This window comes from Lentzea kentuckyensis, from assembly GCF_002150765.1.
Lineage (GTDB): Bacteria > Actinomycetota > Actinomycetes > Mycobacteriales > Pseudonocardiaceae > Lentzea > Lentzea kentuckyensis.
In genome coordinates, this window is record NZ_MUYM01000119.1 from 42,046 (window position 1) to 62,140 (window position 20,095).

The 20,095-nt window shown below is 68.8% G+C and carries 21 protein-coding genes; 5 read left to right on the forward strand and 16 right to left on the reverse strand.

Annotated features, from left to right (window positions below):
- The first annotated feature begins 49 nt into the window (after positions 1–49).
- Positions 50–1,255, forward strand: coding sequence for a serine hydrolase domain-containing protein (locus B0F77_RS40145; RefSeq protein WP_086668299.1), 1,206 nt, complete (start codon positions 50–52; stop codon positions 1,253–1,255).
- Here the strand turns inward: B0F77_RS40145 and B0F77_RS40150 are convergent.
- From B0F77_RS40150 to B0F77_RS40165, 4 genes are all read right to left on the reverse strand, one after another.
- Complete coding sequence (locus tag B0F77_RS40150; protein WP_086668300.1) at positions 1,252–2,823, reverse strand: alpha/beta fold hydrolase; 1,572 nt, start codon at positions 2,821–2,823, stop codon at positions 1,252–1,254. The two genes, B0F77_RS40145 and B0F77_RS40150, sit on opposite strands and share 4 nt — an antisense overlap.
- An 84-nt stretch (positions 2,824–2,907) precedes the next feature.
- A complete protein-coding gene (locus B0F77_RS40155) occupies positions 2,908–3,321 on the reverse strand; it encodes a DUF3237 domain-containing protein (protein ID WP_086668301.1) in 414 nt (137 codons plus the stop codon).
- Complete coding sequence (locus tag B0F77_RS50650) at positions 3,321–3,689, reverse strand: SDR family NAD(P)-dependent oxidoreductase (RefSeq protein ID WP_086668302.1); 369 nt, start codon at positions 3,687–3,689, stop codon at positions 3,321–3,323. Before B0F77_RS50650 ends, B0F77_RS40155 begins: the two co-directional genes overlap by 1 nt.
- A 51-nt stretch (positions 3,690–3,740) precedes the next feature.
- A complete protein-coding gene (locus B0F77_RS40165; RefSeq protein ID WP_158102956.1) occupies positions 3,741–4,364 on the reverse strand; it encodes a TetR/AcrR family transcriptional regulator in 624 nt (207 codons plus the stop codon).
- A gap of 74 nt (positions 4,365–4,438) precedes the next feature.
- On the opposite strand from B0F77_RS40165, the gene B0F77_RS40170 reads away from it, so the two are divergent.
- Positions 4,439–5,425: a PHP domain-containing protein gene (locus B0F77_RS40170; RefSeq protein WP_086668304.1), complete on the forward strand. Its 987-nt coding sequence runs from the start codon at positions 4,439–4,441 to the stop codon at positions 5,423–5,425.
- On the opposite strand, the gene B0F77_RS48300 is transcribed toward B0F77_RS40170, so the two are convergent.
- On the reverse strand, positions 5,388–5,966 hold the full coding sequence (locus tag B0F77_RS48300) for a hypothetical protein (RefSeq protein WP_086668305.1): 579 nt from the start codon (positions 5,964–5,966) through the stop codon (positions 5,388–5,390). The two genes, B0F77_RS40170 and B0F77_RS48300, sit on opposite strands and share 38 nt — an antisense overlap.
- A gap of 249 nt (positions 5,967–6,215) precedes the next feature.
- Here B0F77_RS48300 and B0F77_RS40180 point away from each other — a divergent pair, with 249 nt between their 5' ends.
- The 3 genes from B0F77_RS40180 to B0F77_RS40190 all read left to right on the forward strand — a co-directional run bounded on the left by B0F77_RS40180 (position 6,216) and on the right by B0F77_RS40190 (position 8,172).
- Positions 6,216–6,857, forward strand: a complete 642-nt coding sequence (locus B0F77_RS40180; RefSeq protein WP_086668306.1) for a sensor histidine kinase — start codon at positions 6,216–6,218, stop codon at positions 6,855–6,857.
- The gene (locus tag B0F77_RS40185; protein WP_086668307.1) at positions 6,854–7,480 is read left to right on the forward strand and encodes a response regulator; all 627 of its coding nucleotides are present in this window, start codon (positions 6,854–6,856) and stop codon (positions 7,478–7,480) included. Before B0F77_RS40180 ends, B0F77_RS40185 begins: the two co-directional genes overlap by 4 nt.
- Before the next feature lie 65 nt (positions 7,481–7,545).
- Entirely contained in the window at positions 7,546–8,172 is a 627-nt protein-coding gene (locus B0F77_RS40190; RefSeq protein WP_086668308.1) for a response regulator transcription factor, read from the forward strand.
- 242 nt (positions 8,173–8,414) lie between these two features.
- Here the strand turns inward: B0F77_RS40190 and B0F77_RS40195 are convergent, their stop codons facing one another.
- The 11 genes from B0F77_RS40195 to B0F77_RS40245 form a co-directional block, all read right to left on the reverse strand.
- Positions 8,415–9,710 (reverse strand): COG1470 family protein, encoded by a 1,296-nt coding sequence (locus B0F77_RS40195; RefSeq protein WP_086668309.1) that lies wholly within the window; start codon positions 9,708–9,710, stop codon positions 8,415–8,417.
- A gap of 86 nt (positions 9,711–9,796) precedes the next feature.
- Entirely contained in the window at positions 9,797–12,757 is a 2,961-nt protein-coding gene (locus tag B0F77_RS40200; protein ID WP_158102957.1) for a VWA domain-containing protein, read from the reverse strand.
- A gap of 2 nt (positions 12,758–12,759) precedes the next feature.
- Positions 12,760–13,704, reverse strand: a complete 945-nt coding sequence (locus tag B0F77_RS40205; protein WP_086668311.1) for an NADase-type glycan-binding domain-containing protein — start codon at positions 13,702–13,704, stop codon at positions 12,760–12,762.
- Positions 13,701–14,237: a phage tail protein gene (locus B0F77_RS40210; protein WP_086668312.1), complete on the reverse strand. Its 537-nt coding sequence runs from the start codon at positions 14,235–14,237 to the stop codon at positions 13,701–13,703. The genes B0F77_RS40205 and B0F77_RS40210 overlap by 4 nt, the downstream gene beginning before the upstream one ends.
- 75 nt (positions 14,238–14,312) lie before the next feature.
- Positions 14,313–16,238, reverse strand: a complete 1,926-nt coding sequence (locus B0F77_RS40215; protein ID WP_086668323.1) for a putative baseplate assembly protein — start codon at positions 16,236–16,238, stop codon at positions 14,313–14,315.
- Positions 16,238–16,639: a GPW/gp25 family protein gene (locus tag B0F77_RS40220; protein ID WP_086668313.1), complete on the reverse strand. Its 402-nt coding sequence runs from the start codon at positions 16,637–16,639 to the stop codon at positions 16,238–16,240. Before B0F77_RS40220 ends, B0F77_RS40215 begins: the two co-directional genes overlap by 1 nt.
- A complete protein-coding gene (locus B0F77_RS40225) occupies positions 16,639–16,923 on the reverse strand; it encodes a PAAR domain-containing protein (protein WP_086668314.1) in 285 nt (94 codons plus the stop codon). Before B0F77_RS40225 ends, B0F77_RS40220 begins: the two co-directional genes overlap by 1 nt.
- A gap of 9 nt (positions 16,924–16,932) precedes the next feature.
- Positions 16,933–18,702: a VgrG-related protein gene (locus B0F77_RS40230; protein ID WP_086668315.1), complete on the reverse strand. Its 1,770-nt coding sequence runs from the start codon at positions 18,700–18,702 to the stop codon at positions 16,933–16,935.
- A complete protein-coding gene (locus B0F77_RS40235; protein WP_086668316.1) occupies positions 18,695–19,429 on the reverse strand; it encodes a CIS tube protein in 735 nt (244 codons plus the stop codon). Before B0F77_RS40235 ends, B0F77_RS40230 begins: the two co-directional genes overlap by 8 nt.
- Entirely contained in the window at positions 19,426–19,854 is a 429-nt protein-coding gene (locus tag B0F77_RS40240) for a phage tail protein (RefSeq protein WP_086668317.1), read from the reverse strand. Before B0F77_RS40240 ends, B0F77_RS40235 begins: the two co-directional genes overlap by 4 nt.
- A 9-nt stretch (positions 19,855–19,863) precedes the next feature.
- The coding region (locus B0F77_RS40245; RefSeq protein ID WP_425435792.1) for a hypothetical protein at positions 19,864–20,095 on the reverse strand (232 nt) is incomplete at its 5' end.

The window sequence follows — 20,095 nt, forward strand, 5'->3', positions numbered from 1 at the left end:
CCTCTCAGTGATGCCCTGAAGGTCCCAGCCGCCGGGACGAGGAGCGTCGATGTCGATTCAGGGAACCTGCACCCCGCAGTTCGCCGAGGTGCGCACCGAGTTCGAACGCAACTTCGCCGAACGCGGCGAGGTCGGCGCCTCCGTGCACGTGACCCTCGACGGCGAACCCGTCGTGGACCTCTGGGGCGGCGTGGCCGACCCCCTCACCGGTCGGCCGTGGTCGGAGGAAACCATCGTGCACGTGTGGTCGTGCACCAAAGCCGCAACCTCGCTGTGCGCACACATCCTCGCGTCACGCGGCGAGCTGGACCTGAACGCACCAGTCATTCACTACTGGCCCGAGTACGGCGCTGAGGGCAAGGACAGGACGTTGGTCCGCCACGTCCTCTCCCACCAGGCGGGCCTGCCGGCCCTCACCGAATGGCTCCCCGCAGGCGCCTTCTACGACTGGGACCTGGTCACCTCAGCGCTGGCCGCGCAAAAACCCTTGTGGGAACCGGGAACGAGACACGGCTACCACGGCCTGACGTTCGGCTTCCTCGTGGGTGAGATCGTCCGCCGGGTCAGCGGCGTGACCCTCGGCCAGTTCTTCGAGAAGGAGGTCTCCGGCCCCCTCGGCCTGGACTTCTGGATGGGCCTGCCGGACGACCTGGAACCCCATGTCGCGCACACGATCCCGGTGGACCCGACCCAGCCGGGCATCCTGCTGCCTTCCTTGTTCACCACCGCCATGACCCAACCGGAATCCATGCCGGGCCTGATGCTCCTCAACAACGGCGGCTACATGGCCCCGGGCGAATCCGACTCCCGCGCCGCCCACACCGCCGAAATGGGCGCGATCGGCGGTATCTCCAACGCCCGCGGCCTGGCCGGCATGTACCGCCCACTGGCGTTGGGCGGCTCCTACAACGGCGTGCGCCTGGTCGAGGAGTCCCAGCTCCCGCAGATGTCGACCACCGTGGTCTCCGGCCACGACGCCGTCGTCGGAGTGCCGTCACGGTTCGCGCTCGGCTTCCAGAAGCAGGTCGACAACTCCTACCTCCCGCCCAACGACGCCGAGGGCCTGCGGATGCCAGAGGAGGCGTTCGGCCACACCGGCATGGGCGGCTCGCTGGGGTTCGCCGACCCACGTGCCCGAATCTCCTTCGGCTACGCGATGAACAAACAGGGCCCTGGCCTCGCCCTCAACGAACGAGGCCAGTCCCTGGTGGACGCGCTCTACCGCGCACTCGGCTCCGGACGCCAGAAGCCCTAGAACGGCTTGGGTTCCGCGGCGATCTCCCCGAGGATGTCGCTGAGCGGCCGCGAAGACTGCACCGACAGCGAAGCGGCCGTGCCCGGCGGCACGTTCTCGGCGATGTCCGTGCCGGCACAGGTCACCCGTGAGGCCGGCAAGATCCCCGACACCAGGTACTTGTTGACCAATGCGTCAACACAAGCGTTGCGCCGCAACGCATAGTGCCCATGCTGTCCGTCGTTGGAAACACTGATCAACGGGACACCCAGATGCTCGGCCATGACCCGCCCGTTGGCCAGCGGAGTCTGGGTGTCCCCATCAGAGTTGACCACCAGCCCGGCCGGGTACTTCCGCGTGATCGCCGGAATCTTCTCCGGCCGCGTGAACGCCCGGAACGTGCAGTTCGTAGGCGCCATGTAGTCAACCGTGCCGCCGTACGGGTTCGTGTCGCGCCACCGCTTCATGTCGTTGTAGTAGGTGTTCACATCGGTGAACCAGTCCCACTCACAAGTGACAGCCTGGTACGTACCAGCAGAAGTAGGCTCGATGTCGCCCTTCTTCAAAGCGGCAACGATCGCGGAGGCCTCCCCGGAATCAGCAGTCCCCGCGACCACCGAAGCGATGTGCCGCGAGAACGCGGCCCAAGACCGCCGATACCGAGTAGCCCCCACCGCATAGTCGAACGACGACACGTCGGAGTACCCACCGAACGGCCCAGCCTTCAACTTCTCCGCGATCCCGTCCAGCACCGACCGCACAGCGGCGGGTGTGGCGCCGAGCCCGTAGGTGCCGTTGCGAGCAGCAGTCCACTCAGTCCACTTCTTGAGGTTGTCCGTGATGGCGTCCACCACGTCGACATCCTGCTCGTGCCAGGTCTTCAACGGATCCAGCGCGGAGTCCAGAACGCTGCGGTCCAACGACTTGGGGAACATCGACCCGAACACGGCCCCGAGCTGCGTACCGTACGAGTACCCGACGTAGGAGACCTTCTTCTCTCCCAACGCCCCGCGGATCACATCCATGTCGCGAGCGGTGTTCATGGTGGAGACGAACCGACGCATCTCACCACCACCGCGCTGGCAGTTCTCCTCAAGCGCCCGCGCGTACTCGGACCAGTTGGAGAGCTGCGAATCCGTTGGCCGCGAAGGGAACTCGTCGTCCGACGACGTGGAGATGCACCGCAGCTGGGTGGACCGTCCCACACCGCGCGGATCCATACCGATCACGTCGTAGATCTTCAACACGTCGGTCTGTGCGTTGAACCAGTGCACGGCACCGAGTCCGGACCCACCGGGCCCACCCGGGTTGGTCAGCAGAACACCCCTACGACGCGCGGGATCCGCGGCCTTCTTCCGTGAGATCGCGATTTCCAGGTTTCCGTTGCCAGGGTTCCTGTAGTCCATCGGCACGACGACCGTGGCGCAGTCGATCCCGGTCGAGGGCGTGACCCAGCCGGCCGGGCAGTCGGCCCAGGCGACGGTCTGGTGGTAGTACTCGTCCAACGGTCCCGCTGCCGCCTGGGCCGTGCCCACCAGGGACATGAACAGCGGAGCGACCAAAGCCGCCGCGCCCCAACGCTTGCTCACCGCGCACCCCTCCCGATCGTCGGTCAGCGACAGACGCTTCCGCAGTCGCCGACCCGATCGACACCCCCGAAGGTCGGGTGAATTTCACCGCACCTCGCACACCTCGTAGGTCAGCACCGAACCGTCCAGAACGCCCTTCGCCACGGCCTGCACGCGGTTGAGCCAGCGATAGCGGTCGTCTCCGGTCTCGAACAACGGGGCCGCGTACAACGGAGCACCAACACCATTCGAGACGTCGACCCGCCCTGAGTAGTGCAAGAACACGTACGCGCCGTCGTGAGTCAGCAACACGGACCGCACGTCCAGGGTCGCGGTGCCGTCCGGGCCGATGGTCAGCCAGTCGGCGGTCGACGTGCCGTGCATCTCGCCGCGCAACCGGTCACCGACGAACGAACCGGACGCCACCTCGTAGATCAGCCGATCACCGGATGGCGTTTTCGGGAGCGTGTAAGGCTTTCGCAGGACTGCGGTCATCGTCCCCAACGGCACGAGCTCCATCACGCCACCGTCCCGCCGTCGACGACGAGGATCGAACCGGTGGTGTAGGCGGAGGCCAGGTACGCCACCGCACCGGCGACCTCGGCCGCCTCACCCACCCGTCCCAGTGCGGTCTTCGCGACGACGGACGACACGACGCCAGGGATCTCGTCGTCGTGACCGATGTCGGCGACGACGGGCAGGACCTCGACCTCGAACTCGCGTTCCAGGTCCGACGCGACCGACTTGGTGGCCTCGGCGGTACGCGCGACCACCGCAACGCTCGCCCCCGCGCGGGCCAGCGCCCGCGCCGACTCCAGGCCGATGCCACGGGTGCCGCCGGTGACCAGCGCGACGTGTCCGATCAGCGAAAACGGGTTGCTCGACATGGTGGCGAAATTATTCGACACACTGTCGATTCGACAACGGCGAACGCTTATCTACCGGGGAACCCCGTACACGGACCGCAGCCACACGGCGGTCAGGGTGTCGACGACCTCGCGATCCCTGGCCGCCGACCTCCGCGAGAGCGACAGGCTGTAACACATGGTCTCGTTCATCGAGACCAGCACGGTCGCCAGCGCACGCGCGGTGGGCGGGCCCGGCACGGCCACGCCGGCCTCGCGTTCGATCTCGATCTGCGTCGCGGTCGACTCGACGAACCTGCGGGCGACTCCGGCCCAGAACCCGCGCACCAGCTCGCTCGTGTCGCGCGCACGGACGGACGCACGCAAGACGGGACCGTGCGTTCGCCACAACGAAACGGTGCCCGCGATCGCCCGCCGGATCGAGTCCTCCGGCGGTTCACCACCGCGCCGCAACCACAGTGCCGCGGAGTCGTAGAGGCCTTCCGCGACCCGTTCGGACAGCGCGTACAGCACGGCTTCACGCGATTCGAAGTGGAAGTAGAACGTGGACCGGGAGATTCCCGCGCCCGACGTCAGTTCGTCGACGGCGATCTGGTCGAGCGACTTCGTCCCGAGCAGGTGCTCCGCGGTGTCGAGAATGGCCTGCGACGTCAGATCGCCCTTGCTGCGCTTGCGCCGCGAGCCGGTTGGGGACATGGCGAACATCATCGTGGATCGACGCGACCCCAACAACACAGGGCGTGCGGCCGGTGGATGAGGTAGGAAGAGGTATGGATCCGGTCAAGGCGTTGAAGCAGGTGGCCTTCCACCTCGAACGTGCGGGTGAACCGACCTACCGCGTCCAGGCGTTCCGCAACGCGGCGGCGGTGCTCGCCGAGCTGGACCCCGCGGACGTGGAGAAACGCGCGAAACTCGGCACGCTCACCGATCTGAAGGGCGTCGGGAAGTCCACCGCGGGCGTGGTCCTGGACGCGCTCGCGAACCGCGAGCCCGCCTATCTCGCGAAGCTCCGGCACGTCGACATCACCGGCGGCGAGGAACTGCGCGCGAAGCTCAAGGGCGACTGCCACGTCCACTCCGACTGGTCCGACGGCGGCAGCCCGATCAGGGACATGGCCGAGGCGGCCCGCGATCTCGGCCACGAGTTCATGGTGCTGACCGACCACTCGCCGCGGCTGACCGTCGCGAATGGACTGACCAGGGAGCGCCTGGAGAAGCAGCTGGAGGTCGTCGCCGAGCTGAACGTCGAGCTGGCGCCGTTCCTGATCCTCACCGGGATCGAGGTCGACATCCTCGACGACGGTTCGCTCGACCAGGACGAGGACCTGCTGGCACGGCTGGACGTCGTGGTCGCGAGCGTCCACTCGAAACTGAAGATGCCGAAAGCCGAGATGACCTCGCGCATGGTCAACGCCGTCGCGAACCCGCACGTCGACATCCTCGGTCACTGCACGGGACGCCTGGTCGTGGGCAAGGGCCGGCCGGAGTCGCAGTTCGACGCGGCACGGGTCTTCGAGGCCTGCGCCGAGCACGGCACCGCGGTCGAGATCAACTCACGGCCGGAGCGCCTCGATCCCCCGCGCCGGCTGCTCAGCCTCGCCGTCGACGCCGGCTGCACGTTCTCGATCGACAGCGACGCGCACGCACCCGGTCAGCTGGACTGGCTGAACTACGGCTGCGCGCGGGCGGAGGAGTGCGGTGTCACGCCGGATCTAGTGATCAACACCCGGTCCGCAGCTGAGCTGCTGTCCGGGTGAGGTGCTCGTACCAGGAGACCAGCGGCCCGGTGTCGGCCAGTGCACGGGTCAGCGCCACCCGGCACAGGTCCCGGACGGGCTCGGGATCCCACCCGGACAGGAGCCCGTCGATCGTCCCCAGCGATCCCAGCGCGTACCGCTCCAGTCCGGAGCAGATCGGCACGACGGTCCCGTCCTGCTTGACGACCAGCGGATCGACCCGCACGAACGCCGACGGGTCCGCCCGCAGCAGTGCGGCGGACGTGACGTCGAACTGGACCTCGACGGCGTCGTCCTCGGCGACCCGGTTCAGCTCCACCGCCGCGTAGACGAGGTCGACCCGGTCCACGCCGTGCGGCCGCACCCGGACCTTGCGCGCGCCCTCCCCCACCGCCGCCGTCGCCAGGCGCCGCAGCACGGACACGTTGTCCGGCACCAGGTCGATCAGCACCGTCGTCCGGTGGCCGTTGGCGGCGCATTCACCCACATCGTCCAACCCCACCACGAGCTCGGCTCCCGGCACGGCCGTGAGCCAGCGAGGGTCGTGGACCTCGACTCCCATATCTGTGAGGAGCGTCCATTCGGCCGACAAATACCTCCGTACCGCTCACCGGGCCATTTGGATTTCCCATCTGGCTGTATCACGCCGACCGGCGCTTCCATCAGAGTGCAAACGAACCAGTGCGGCATTGGTCACCCGAGCGGGCCACCAGGCCGGATGGGCCGATCAGGGGACTTGCGGCCACACCTTCGGGAACGCCGGAAACGGGTACCGACGTCCAAGCGACGTCCTAGTTGGAGGGGAGGCAGCATGCGCCGCCAGTTCATCGTGCCCGCGGAGTCATGCGCCAGGAGTGCGGCAGAGGCACGCCGCACGGTGCTGCGCGACCTCCACGACGGTGTCGGCCCATCGCTCGCCGCGGTCGCCCTCGGGCTGCGGTCGGTACGGCAGCTGCTCACCAGCGACCCGGCCGGCGCGGCCAGGCTGCTCGCGCTCCTCGAGGACGAGATGCACTCCGCGATCGGCGACATCAAGGCGTTGGTGGCGAACGAGAGCCCGTCCTCGGTGACCGGGCTCGGTCTGGCCGGCGCCGTCCAGCAGTTCGTGGCCGCGCTGACGTCGAGGCTGCACGTCGCGATCGATGTCGTGGTGCTCGGCGAGCTTCCGCCCCTGCCCGACGCGGTGAGCGTGGCGGCGTACCGGATCATCCGCGAGGCGCTGACGAACGTCGTCACGCACGCCGACGCGCGCACGTGCCAGGTACGGCTGTGGTTCGACACGGAGCTGCACGTCGAGGTCGTCGACGACGGCGTGGGCACCGTTGAAGCGTCGAACGGCGTCGGGCTCGCGTCGATGCGCCAGCGCGCCGACGAGCTCGGCGGGAGCTGCCGCGTCGAGTCCGGACGCGACGGCGGCACCAGACTCGCCGCGGCCCTGCCCCTGAGATCATGACCTTGCGCGCCCTGGTCGTGGACGACCACCCGCTCTTCCGCCGCGGCGTCATGGCGGCCCTCAGCGACAACGGCATCGACGTCCTCGACGAGGCTTCCGGTGGCACGGCGGCGGTCGAGCTGGCCGCCAGGCTGCAGCCCGACGTGATCGTCATGGACCTCAACATGCCCGACCTCGGCGGCATCGAGGCGACCCGGCGGATCGTCGCCGCACAGCCGTCCGCACGCGTGCTCGTGCTGACCATGTTCGACGACGAGGAATCGGTGTTCGCGGCGATGCGAGCCGGCGCGCGGGGATATCTGGTGAAGTCCTCGCGGCCCCAGCAGATCGTGGACGCCGTGCGCGCGGTCGGGGAGGGTGAGGCGATCTTCAGCCCGGCCGTCGCCACCCGGCTGCTCGAGTTCTTCGCCACCGCACCACGTCCGAGCACGCTCCCGGAGCTGACCGGCCGCGAACGCGAGGTGGCCCGGCTCATGGCGGCGGGCAAGGGCAACGCCGTCATCGCCAGAGAGATGTTCCTGAGCACCAAAACAGTGCGCAACCACGTGTCCAACATCCTCCGCAAGTTGCAGGTCGCAGATCGCGCCCAAGCGATAAACCTGTTCCGGGACAGTTCGGGATAACTGCCCCTGTCTACCGGGACACTCCGGGACGGACGATTGATGGGCAGACGTCAGAAGGGGAGCTGATGAACGCCGAACCCGTAACCGTTGTCCTGCACGCCGCCGACTCGATCACTCGCGCGGGCGTGATCGTCGCACTGCGCTCGCGCCCGGAGATCCGGCTCGTCGAACCGGAGACCGCGGAGAGCTGCGTCGCGCTCGTCGTCGCGGAACGTCTCGACGAGAACGTCCTGCAACTGCTGAGAAAGCTGCAGTGCCAGCCCAATCCGGGCATCGTGCTCGTCACCGGCGACGTGGCCGACTCCGAACTGCTCGACATCGTCGGCAGTGGCGTGTCCGCCGTGCTGCGCCGTGCCGAGGCCACCCCGGACACGCTGGTCCGGCTGATCCGCGCGGCCCACGCCGGGGAGGGTTCGCTGCCCGCGGACCTGCTCGGCCGACTGCTGGGCCGGGTGTCGCAGCTGCAGCGCAACGTGTTGCGTCCCAACGGCCTCAACCTCGCCGGCATGTCCAGCCGGGAGACCGAGGTGCTGCGGATGATCGCCGACGGCCTGGAGACCAGGGAGATCGCGGAGCGGCTGTGCTACTCGCAGCGGACGGTGAAGTCGATCCTGCACGACATCACCAACCGCTTCCAGCTGCGCAACCGCGCCCACGCCGTGGCCTTCGCCCTCCGTGAAGGTCTGATCTGAGCCGCTGACCGCAAACCCTCGTGACCGGTTGGTGCTGAGGGCGTCTGCAAGTACCACCAACCCTTGATCGAATCGCCGACAACTACCCCCAACCTGTTCGCCGTCCGACGAACTGGCGCGCCGGACGCGAGAGCCCGATGGCGGTGTTGGTAGTAGGAAAGTGCCTGTTGATGTTGGGTTGGTGGTACTTGCAGACGCCATCAAGCCACGGGGGGCTGGAGCGAAGGCCTCATCTGAGTTGCTCATTCCGCACGGCCGTTCAGGACGACTGAAGGGGTGCAGGCGCCCTTCGGCTGCGGGTTCTGGCAGCTCACCCGGAACACGATCTTCTCGCCCGGCTGGAACCGCAGCGGTTCCTGGAAGTGCTCGTCGCGGTCCCGGAAGTTCCCGAGTCCGATGACCCGGATGACGCTGCGCGTCCCGGCCGCGTCCCGGACGAGCTGGGCGGTGCCCGTGTCACCCTTCGCGTTCTCGAAGAAGATGTCCTTGATGAGCAACGTCTTCTTGTCGTCCGGCGGGGTGAAGGTCACGTCGGTGAACGTGCCGGCGTTCGCGACGATCGCGGAGGTGGAGTCGAGCCGGAACGTCACCGGTTCGCCCTTCTCGGCGGGCTTGGGCAGCGTCGGCGTCGCACTCGTGTCGCCCGGTTTGATGCCCAGCGCGTCCAGGGCCTGACCGGCGTTGGCCGCAGCCTGCTTCGACTCGTCCTTGGCCGCACCGGCCGCGCTGGCCGCCTCGTCGGCCTTCTCCTTGATCTCCTTGCTCTCCTGCTGCATGGCTTCGCGGGCCGCGGACTTCACGGCCGGCGCCAGCACCGAGAACCACAGCGCCACCAGGGCTCCCACGAGCAACAGCAGCGCGATCAGGGCGGGCAGCAACCACTTCGGCAGCAGCTGGCGCTGGACCATCGTGCCCTGGGCGAGCAGCGGCTCGCCCTGTTCCGGCATGACCTCGACCTGGAACGGGCGCCGCTGGGGCTCACCGCGCCAGAACGTCTTGCGCGGCCTGGCCTGCAGGCCGACGAACGCCGTGGTGCCCGGCGGGAGCGAGATCTCCGTGCGGTCCAGCCGCAAGTCGAGATCGTCCTCGGGATCGACCGCCCGCAGCCGCAGCAGCGCGGGCGCGTTGCCCACGTTGTCGACGGCGACCTCGTACTTGGCCTTGCGAGCGCCCTCCGCCTTGGCCGGCACCAGTTCCGCGGCCACGTCGGTGAACGCGCCGACCACGACGACGCCCTCTTCGACGACCGAGCCGTGCGGGTCCTCGCGTGAGATCACCCGGACGCCGAACGGGACGGAGCCCGCGAGGACGCCGGTCTCCCGGGGAGGCGTGAACCGGACCAGCACGGGCGCGGACTCGCCGGGGTTGAGGTTGACCACGGCCGGTTCGGCGTGGCTCCACGACGCGGCATCGCCGACGACGTCGATCGTGAACTGGTCCACCAACTCGCCGGCGTTGCGCACCATGACCTGGCAGGTGACGTCCCCGCCCGGTGCGACCGCGAGGTCCGAAGTGGACAGTGTCGCTGTTGCTCCCATGACTTGAAGTCTCCTTCTTCGGCCGCTGGAGGACAGCGGCGGTTCAGACGTGGGCGGGTGCGCTCATCTCTGCCCGTTGGTGCAGCTCATCCGCGCTCGACGAAGTCCGACGGCTGCACGGTGCTCGGCAGCGCGAGGAAGTCCGCGGACTTCACCTCGCCGAACTTCGTGCCCTCGACGGAAACGGCCTGCGCCTGCCGGATTCCTTCTGAGTCGTTGTGGAAGACCAGCAGCTGCGCGGCGAACGTGCCGTCGGCGGTGGTGAGCTCCCCCGGTGTCTCGGAGATGCCGACGGTCCAGCCGAGTCTGATCTTCGCTCCCGGCGGGAAGTCCTTGCCCTGCAGCGAGACCACGCCGCCGAGCGGTCCGGCCTGCTGGTCGACGGTCAGCGTGGGCTGTTTGATCACGATCCGCGTCACGGCGAGGTTGTCCTGCGCGTTCTGGTCCGGGCCGGTCGCGATCACGACGCCGACCAGTTCGCGGTCAACGGCCTGGGTGGCCGGGATGGTGAACTCGACCTCGGCCTGGCCGTCGGGCCCGAGCGTGCCGACCGCGCATTCCGGCTGGCAGCCGAACGCCGAGGCGACCACCCGCACGTCGGTCAGCGTCGACCCGGAACTGTTGAGCAGCTTGAACGTCACGCTGACGTCGTCGCCGCCGACGAACGCCGGCACCGGGTTCGCCGCCACCGCGAGCGAGAGGGAACCGGTGCGTTCCAGGACTTTCACGGTGACCTGGGAGGTGAGCGCGCCGACGGCGGCGGTCACCACGTGCTCGCCCGCGGTGACACCGGTGGCCTCACCGCTCACGGTCTTGCGTTCTCCCGGGGCGATCGGACCGAGGTTCGTGCCGGCCGGACCACCCTGCAGGCCTGGCGGCACGGTCACGGTGAGCGTGGCGGGGGCGGGCGCGAAGCCGGAGTTCGTGACCGCCACCTCGATGGTCGTCTTGCCGTTGAACGGGATCTCGGCGGGGGTGGCCGTGGTGGTCACGGCCAGCCTGGGAAGTCGTTGCACGGCAGGCTGACCGGCGTTGCGGGTCAGCAGCTGCGGAGTGCCGCCCTGGACCGGCACGGTGTAGAGGTCCGGCGGCGCCTCGATGTCCCGGCTCTGGAAGACGAGCCTGGTCCCGTCGGGCAGCCAGGTGGCGTCGCTCGGACGGACGATGGTGCCGACGTCCTCCACGATCCGGCGCGCACCGGTGCCGTCCGCGTTGGCCACGCAGATCCGCTCGTCCTGGGTGAACGCGAGGCTCTTGCCGTCCGGAGACCACGCCGGATGCTCGTCGTTGCGGGCGTCGCACGGTTCGGCGAAGCGCGGCGACAGGTCGAGCTGACTGCTGCCGTCCGGGGTGACGAGCCAGATCCGGGCGCCCTCGGAGTCCTTGGCGGTGACCGTGACGACGGCGGTGTCGGTACCGGTGTTGCCCTGGGCGTCGGTCGCGGTGCACGTCACGGTGGTGGTGCCGATCGGGAACTTCGTGCCGGACGGCGGTGTGCACACGGGGGTGAGCGGCTGGCCCTGGCTGTTGGTCGCGCTCGCCTGGTACGCGACCGTCGCGCCGGTGCCGTCCTCTGCCTGCACGGTCACGTCGTCGACGCGCACCAACGGTTGCACGAGATCGGCCACCCGCACGGTGACGGTCTGCAGGTACTCGGGGCGGACACCCGGCTCCTTGTTGAGCCGGAACTCGATGGTGCAGCGCAACGTGCTGCCCGGCGCGGCGGTCGGGGCGACGGTGAACTTCTCGGCGAACGTGAAGTCCTGCCCGCTCGGCCCGGTGACCGGTCCCGGCGGGGTCAGCTCGACGCTGAGCCCGGTGTCGCACTTCGACACCGGCGTGATGGTCGCCGGGAGATCGGTGATGCCCTTGAGGATGGCCTGGCCGATCTCCTGCGCACCGCTGGTGAGCTGCTTGACCACGCCGTCGGTCTGCTTGGCGACCTCGGTGGCCTGCCCCTCGGAGTCGAGCCGGCGTCCGGTGGGAGGGCCGGTGTCGACGCCGATGACGCGGATGTTCGCCTTCTTCAACGCGGCGATGGCGTTGGCGATCGTGTCGTCCTCATCCGGTCCCGGCAGGGTGGGCTCGTCGCCGATGAGCACGACGACCCGGCTCGAGTCCGGCCGGAAGTCGAACGCACCGCTGGCGGTCTCGATCAACGCGTTGGCCCACATCTCCTCCGAGTTCTCCTCGTCGACCAGTGTCACCCCCTGCACGGCGGCCACCGGGTCGTCGGTCAGCTGGACCTCGCGTTTGAAGAGCCTGATCTTGTGGTTCTCGGGGCCCGCGTAGGTGGCGACGCCGAAGCGGGTCTCCCGCTGCACGTCCTTGACGTCCTTGACGATCGCCTTCAGCTGGTCCTTCACCGCCTGCAACTCGTCACCCATCGACCTGCTGGCGTCGATGAGCAGCACCACGTCCGGGTTCGGCGGGATGCGCGAGGTGTGCACGACCTGGTTCAGGTCGAACGTGCTGCCGCTGCGGCCGGGGCGGTCGGTGTCGGGCTGGGTGACCTGCGGTGGCGGCGTGATGATGGTGCTGGAGCGGCGGCTGATCGCGATCGTCCTGCCGTCCGGCGACCAGTCCGGCTGGGTGTCCTCGGCCCGGATGTGCTTCGGAACTCCGATCTCGCCGGTCTTCACGCCGTCCGCCACGCGGTAGATCCCGACGACCGGGCGGGAGCCGTCACCGATCGGGATCCAGGTGACGAGCGCGATCTGGGTGCCGTCCGGGGACCACGCCGGCTGCGTCTGGGTGAGCGTCTCGTCGTTGAGCCGCCTGGGGTTCGTGCCGTCGGCATTGGCGATCATGACATGCCGGTCGTCGACGTAGGCGAGCTTGGTGCCGTCGAGCGAGAACGCAGGGTCGTGCTGTTCGCGCGGGTTGTTCGTCAGGTTGGTGCGCGTGTTTCCGTTGCTGTCGACGGTGAAGATGTCGCCGTCACTGGTGAAGCCGATGTTGAACGGCTCGGTCTGCGGTGGCTGGGCAACGGCTACCGGCACCGGGGCCGCCAGCAACGCCACGAGCAACAACGGAAATACGCGCACGGTCAATTCACCTGCTTCTGGAACAGTTCGATCTCGCTGATCACCGTGTCGGTGCTCTCGGCGGACGGGTAGACGCCCGCGATGAGCACCTGGACCTGCTTGACGCCGTCACCGTTCTTGATGGCGTGCTGCTGCTCCTCCGGCGTGTCGGTGAGGGTGATGTCGTCGGTCTTGCCGGTGTCGAACACCAGCGTGAGGCGCTGTGGCCGTTGGGAGCCCAGGTACTTCTTCGGATCGCCACTGTGAATGATCATCCGCCGCAGGTCCGCGGCATGGTCGAAGTTGATCGTCAGCGCGGCGGTCTTCGGGTCGGTCTGGGCGGCCCAGAAGGTGGCGGTGTTGCTGTCCATCGCGAAGCTCGCCGGGTGCTCTGGGCGTTCCTGCGAGGCCGAGATCGTGCTCTGCCGGACGGGAACCAGGTTCGCGACGAAGATGCCGACGACCGTGTTCTTCGCGTCGATCACCTGGGTGTTCACGTTGCTCCGGAACGGCTGGGAGAACCCGTACAGGCCACCGAACAGCAGCACCGCGACCGCGAGCGCCCACCGGAACGCCTTGCCGACGCCCTGCCTGAGCTTGGTGGTGGTTCTGACGCGTTTCGGCCGGGCACCGCTTGTCCTCACCTTCGGGCCTCTGGTCGGCAGCCAGCGCTTCCACCAGAGTTGCTTCTGCGCGACCGCGTCGTGCAGCGAGTGGCCGCAGACGTTGCAGAACTTCCTGGTGGGCACGTTGCCGGACCCGCACTGCCCGCAGATCAGGTCACCGGGCTGGGCCTGGCGCCGCATCGTCTGTTGTGGACGGTGGTGCGGCTGCTGCTGGGGCGCGGCGTCCGGCCGGACCGGCCCGGCCTGGACCTGGGCACCGGTCCACTTCAGGAAGTCGCCGCAGTTGCCGCAGAACTCGGCGTTCGGCGCGTTGTGCTCCCCGCAGGTCTGACAGACGATCATGTGGTCACCTCGACAGTCGTGGCGACGTGGGCGGGCACCATCCGGCGCACCGCCGCGGTGATCCGCGCCCGGTCGACCCCGTCCGGGTTCGCCACCCGGATGCGGATCAGCACGTGCGCGGGAGAACTGCCGGGCATCGGGCCCTGCTGGTGCTGGGAGACCGAGGTTCCGCCGCTGTCCGCGATGTCGACGCGGCCGCCGGTGAGCAGCCACACGTGCTCGGCGAGACCCCTCCTGGTGCCGCGGAACCGGTGCAGCCGCACGGCACGCGCGACGAGCTCGCGGCGTTGGGCTGCCGACCAGCTCTCGTCGAGGTCGAGCGCCACCCAGCCGGCCAGCCAGTCGACGAAGTCCGCCGGGGCGAGGCGCGGGTCGAGGTAGGCGGGGAAGCAGTCGAGGACGGTGAAGACCGGGGCGAGGACCTCGTCGAGCGCCTGAGTGAAGCGCTGGGTGAAGTCGTCGTCGGTGTAGACGGAGGGCATGCGCTCGCCGAGTGGGTGAGGCGAGATGAGGTGGTCCACCGCACTACGCATGCCCGCCTCCTCGTCGCTCGGCCGCCGCCCGACTGGGTGGCGGGGAGGTGAGGTCGTCCAACGCGATGCTCATGGTCAGCTCCTCACCACCCGGACCTGGTGCCCGTACGAGAAAGCCAGCCCGTTCGGCGGCAGGTCGATCCGCTGCACCGCCTGCCCGCGCTCCCCCGTCACCAGGTTCGCCGCGAACAACCGGACGTCCTCCACCAGCTCGACACCCTGAATCCGTTGCAGCACCGCGTAAACCTCCCCGGAGTGCACCGGCCGCCCGAACGGCCACCCGTCGCCGTCCGCACCGCCGCGGATCGGGTCGAGGTAGTCCCCCAGCGCGTCCATCGCGCGCGCCCGCACCGCCTCGGTCGGTGTGCCGGTTCGCGCCTTGAGGTCCGCGACGACCGTGATGCCCTGGTAGAACGGCGGCTCGACACTCACCCGCGCCCCGACGCACCTGCGGGCGTCGAGGTGGCGCGCGATCCGTTCCAACGTTTCCTGATCCACCTGGAAGGCCGCGAAGTTCGGCTCCTCGTGCTCCGGAACCGCCGGCACGACCAGCACGCGCACCCCGTCATCGCCCGGCGCGCACCGGACCCGTTTGACCTCCGGAGCGGCCTCACGCGCGAGGATCTCGTAGTCCTCGGCCGTGACCGCCCGGTCACGGGTCCGCAGCGACAGCGGGCCGCGGAGGGCCGCGTCCTCGACGGACTCACCCGAGACACCGCCGCGGCCGGCCTTGCGGTTCGTCACGTTGCTCACGAACGGCACCGGATCCCGTTGCACGGTCACGAGGTTGCGCGCGACGTTGCCCCGCGCCCCGCCGCCGGTGCGGTACTCGGGGACGCGGATCGCCGCCGACTTCGCCGGTACCGCGCCGTAGTGCCGCAACGTCCCGTCCTGCTGGCGCACTGCGGGGCCGAAGATGATCTGGCCCTCGATGTTGTCCAGCAGGAAGTGCCGGTCGTCCGGGCCCGACTCGACGAACGTGGGTACCTCGACCCACTCGTCCCAGCCGTCGGTGGTCGCCACCTCGACGGTGATCGGCGCGCCTGCGACGACCGGGGTGCGGGCGAGCGGGAACCGTTGTCCGGCCACGCCTTCCGAGACGCCGATCGTCTCCGCCTTGACGACGTCGGCGTGCACGGCCTCGGTGGTGCCGCCGATGGTCGACGCGGTGACGTCGCGGATCTTCGGCGAGCGCTGGTAGAACGGCTGGTCCTGCCACAGTTCGGCGGCGCGACAACGCAGCCAGCCCGCGCGCTGCCGGACCAGGATCGACGTCGTGTGGCCCGGCGGGACGTGCACCACGACGTCGCCGGCGGAGTTGAAGCCGCCGTTGGTGAAGTGGTCGACCTCGCAGGCGGTCCAGCCCTCGCTCGTCCAGGCCTCCCACACCCACGGCGGGTCGGCCGGGTTGATGCCGGACCCCATCGGCTCGCAGTCGACCCTGAGCAGCACCGCGCAGCCGGGGACGGCGGCGGACAGGCCGAACAGCACGGCGTCGCCCGGTTCCGGCTGCTCGCTGAACGCCGCCGGTTCCTTGGCTGCTTTGAGGTCGTCGGTGCGGTCCACGGGCTGGCCGTTCGCCGTGGCGGTGGCCAGGTGCGTGAGCTCGCAGGGCACGATCGTGAGCGGGCGGTCGACCGTGAAGACGACCGGCTCCTCGAGGCCCTTGCGCTGGGTCGCGACCTGGTTGCCCTGCGGCACCTCGACCGGGGCCGGTTGCGGCGCCGACAGCCAGTAGGTGACGTCCACGCGGGCTGCGGTCGGGGCGAACAGCTCGACGCCGATCAGGTCCAGGAACTTGAGGTAGTGCAGTCGCGGCACGCGGTTGAGCCGGTACATCAGCTCGTCGACCATGTGCGCGAAGGCCTCGATCAGCGTGACACCGGGGTCGGAGACGTTGTGGTCGGTCCACTCCGGACAGTGCTGCTGAACGCGGCGCTTGGCCTCGTCGACGAGCTGCTGGAAGCGCCGGTCGTCCAGGTTCGGCAAGGGAAGCGGCATCACGCACCGTCCTCGTGCGGCGGTATGACGTAGAACGGGAAGACGAGGTTGCGCGGGTCGTTGGTGCTGCTCAGGGTGTAGCGGATGTCGATCAGCAGGGTGCCGTTGTCGGCCTCGGCGAAGTCGACGACCACGTCGGTGAGCTCGATGCGCGGCTCCCACCGCTCCAGCGACTGCCGCACCTCGTAGGCGATCTGCCCGGCCGTCGTGGAGTCGGCGGGCGCGAACACCAGGTCGTGGATCGCACAGCCGAACTCGGGCCGCATCGGGCGTTCCCCCGGTGCGGTCGCGAGGATCAGCCGGATGCTCTCCACGATCTCGCGGTCGCCGTCGACCAGCGCCACCGAGCCGGTCGCGTCGGTGCGGACGGGAAAGCTGAGGCCCCTGCCGATGAAGTCCATCACCCTCCTATCAGGACGGTCGGGCAGCCGGGCGGCAGGATCGGCGCGCCACAACCGCTCATGTCACCGACGCGGGCCGCGGGCTTGCCGCCGATCAGCACGGTCGGGCAGCCCGGCGGGACGATCGGCGTCGGCGGGTGCACGGCGGGGGGCGGGAACGAGCACGTGTGCATGTTCCCGACCGTCGCGGCGGGCAGTCCGCCGATGAGCACGGTCGGGACACCGGGCGGCATGACGACGCCGGGGTGTCCGGTCATGTCTCCGACTCTTGCTGCGGGTGGCATCTGCGTTCCTCAGTTGATCTTGACGATGGAACCCTTGACGGTGAGGACACCGCTGGAGGTCACCTCGGTCTGCGCCTGGCCGGCGATCTTGACCTGCGCGCCTTCCGCCTTGAGCTCGGTCTGCGCCTTGACGGTCACCTTCTGGCCCTTGAGCTCCAGCGGCCCGGTGCCGGCGTCGACGGTGATGCCGTTCTGCGCCTTGACGTTGATGGTCTTGCCGCTGGTGATCTCGACGTTCTGCGACTTCTGGTCGAGCTTGACCACGAACTTCCCGTCACCGCTGGAGATCACGATGCCGTCGTCCTCGACGAACTCGACCTTGTGACCCTTGCGGCTCACGAACCCCCTGGCCGCGATCTCGCCGCTGGCGCCGTCGACCGCCGGTTTGGTCAGCTTCGGCGGCTTGTCCTTGCCGTTGTAGAGGCCGCCGAGCACGTACGGCGCGTCGAACTCGCCGTGCTCGAACCCGACCAGCACCTCGTCGCCGACCTCGGGCAGGATCACCGTGCCGCGGTTCGCACCGGCGCCCTGTTGCACGGTTCTGGCCCAGACGCTGGTGAAGTCGTTGGCGAGCCAGGGGAACTTCACCTGAACGCGGCCGAGCTGCAGCGGGTCCTTGGCGTTCGTGACGATCGCGGGGACGAGTCCGTTGAGCGGCTTGGCCGTCGTGCCGTGGACCAGTCCGTAGAGCGAGCGTTCCTGCCGGCCGGACACGGTGAACTCGGTGGTGTAGCCGGTGTGCTCTGCGAACAGGTGCCTGGTGCTGGTCAGCGTGTACTTGCCCTGGAACGGCTCGCCGACGTTGGCCAGCGCCACCGCCACGCCCGCCTTGAGCTCCGGGTTCCCCTTCGCCACCCCGGTGAGTTCGGCGCACGAGCCGCCGAGCTGTGCCGCGAGTGCCTCCGCCGCCGTCTTGGCCTCGGCGTGCGTCCGGTAGGGCAGGCCGGCTTCGAGGTGCGGCGGGGCCTTGAACTTGCCCGCGAGTTCCACCGGGTTCGCCTGCGGCACCTCGACTCCCGCGGTGTTCGGGGTGGCCGTGGCGACGACCTCCTGCTTGTTCTCGAAGTCCCAGCCCCTGACCTGGACCTCGGGCACCTGACCGGCGGTGGTGATGCCGGCCCGCAGCGCCACGAGCGTGCTGTGCATCTCGAGGACGAGCGGGTTCGTCTTGGCCTTGGTGTTGGGTTTCGGCGCGCCGGCGGGTGGTTCGGGCAGCTTGAAGTCGAGCTTGCCCTCGCGCACCGCGATCTGCGCGCCGACGGTCCGGGCCAAGCGGCTGAGGAACTCCCAGTCGCTGACGTTGTCCTGGCTGAGCTGCGTGTCCGGCCGTCCGCCGAAACCCGGCACGCTGTCGATCTCGCCGGGCTTGATCTTCGCGCGTTCGGCGACCTTCCGGACGACGTCGCTGACCGTCATGTTCGGGTACACCGCGACGCGCGTGCCGCGGAACAGCCGGTGCGCCTCGTCGTAACCCCTGACCTCGGTGAACGTGCCCTGCCCGTCCAACTCGACGCCGACCGCCGTGATCTCGCCGCTCATCAACGGTTTCGGCGCGCCGGGGTCGGCCGTCTGCACCTTGAGCGCGGCCTTCGCCCCGATCTTGAAGCCGCCCTTGTCGAGCACGACGTGGCCGGGGTCGCGGAACCGCAGCACGAACATGTCCGGCAGGTTCCGGCTGTCGTCGACGTAGGCGTAGGTGAGCAGCAGCCTGACGTCCGCGGGCAACGGCCGGCCCTCGACCTCGACGACCAGGTTGTTGGCGAAGCTCTCGTTAGCCATGCTGGATCTCCTCCAACGCCGGAACGAGGACCGTCGTACCGAGCTTGAGCCGCATCGGGTCGTCGATGTCGTTGGCCTCGGCGATGTGGCGCCACAACTCGGGGTTGCCGTACGCCTGGTACGCCAGGCTTTGCAGCGAGTCACCGGCCGTCAGCGTGTGCGCGTCCCTCGCCGCGAGCGCGCCACTGGTCGGGTTCTGGCCGCCCGGTTCACCGCTGACCTCTTCGAGGTTGACCGTGCACACCGCCCGCACCGGCATGCCGCCGGGCGTGAAGAGCGTGTACTTGGCCGTGACGCTGGAAACGTAGCTCGGGAAGCCCTTCGTGGTGCCCCACTGGAAGATGACCCAGGGTGGACTGCCCTTGCCGTCCGTGCGACTGTCCTTTGTGGGCACGGTGAGCTTGAACAGCTCCTCGACCATCTTGACGGTCGAGTCCCCCATGTCCTTCGTGGAGTCGAGGAAGATCTCCAAACTCAGCTTCGCGGGCTCGGCTCCCTTGAACTCCGGCACGCCGGCCTTGGCCGCGTTGGGCTGCGTCTGCCGCTGCCACTTGGCGTTCTTGGCGAGCGTCAACTCCTTGGGGTTGAACTGGAACTCGATCTCACTGATCTTGGCCCCCGCTTTCTGCACGCTGCCGCGCTTCGGCGGCTCGTGCACTTCGAGGATCGCGTGCACCATCTTCTTCGACGTCGTCGCGGTCCCCGCGCTCGTGAACGTGACGGTCATCGCGCGTCCAAGAACCCGTGGTGCGCCAGCTCCAGCGTCTCCATGGCGACCTTGGTCTGCTCAGCGCTCAACTGCGGCCCCGTCCACCGCACCGGGATCACCTCGCTCAACGACCAGCTGGCAATCGTCTTGCCCTCCAACGTCTTCGCCTCGATGACGGCGGTCCGGCGCTTGACCCCCGACGCCATCCCGGCGATCCACTTCGTGATCTTCTGGCTGTCCCTGGTGACCGGCCGGGTGAGCTTGACGTTGGGATACTTGATGCGCGTCGGCAACTGCCAGACCATCCCGTTGTTGCCGCCCTCTTCCCGCTGCTCGATGACGAACTCGCACCCGAGCCCCTCACAGCTGTTGAACGAACCCAGGTCGTCCTTGTCCACCTGCACGCTGAAGCAGACGGCGACGGCTTCCTCTGGTGCGGTCATGGCGTTTCCTCACAGGTCGGTGAGCGCCCCACGACGCTCGCGGTCGAGCCACAGATCGGCCTTGAGCCGGCGCAGCAGCGGGTCGTACAGCTTTCGGAGCAGTTCCTCGGGGTTCTGCTGCGCGGGTGCCGGGGCTGTTCCGGGCTGGGTTGTCTCGGGCTGGGTTTCGGGCTGTGTTTCGGCGCGCTGGACTTCCACGGTTCGTTGGACGAGTTGTGGTTGGGCGGGGTCGGGGGTGCGG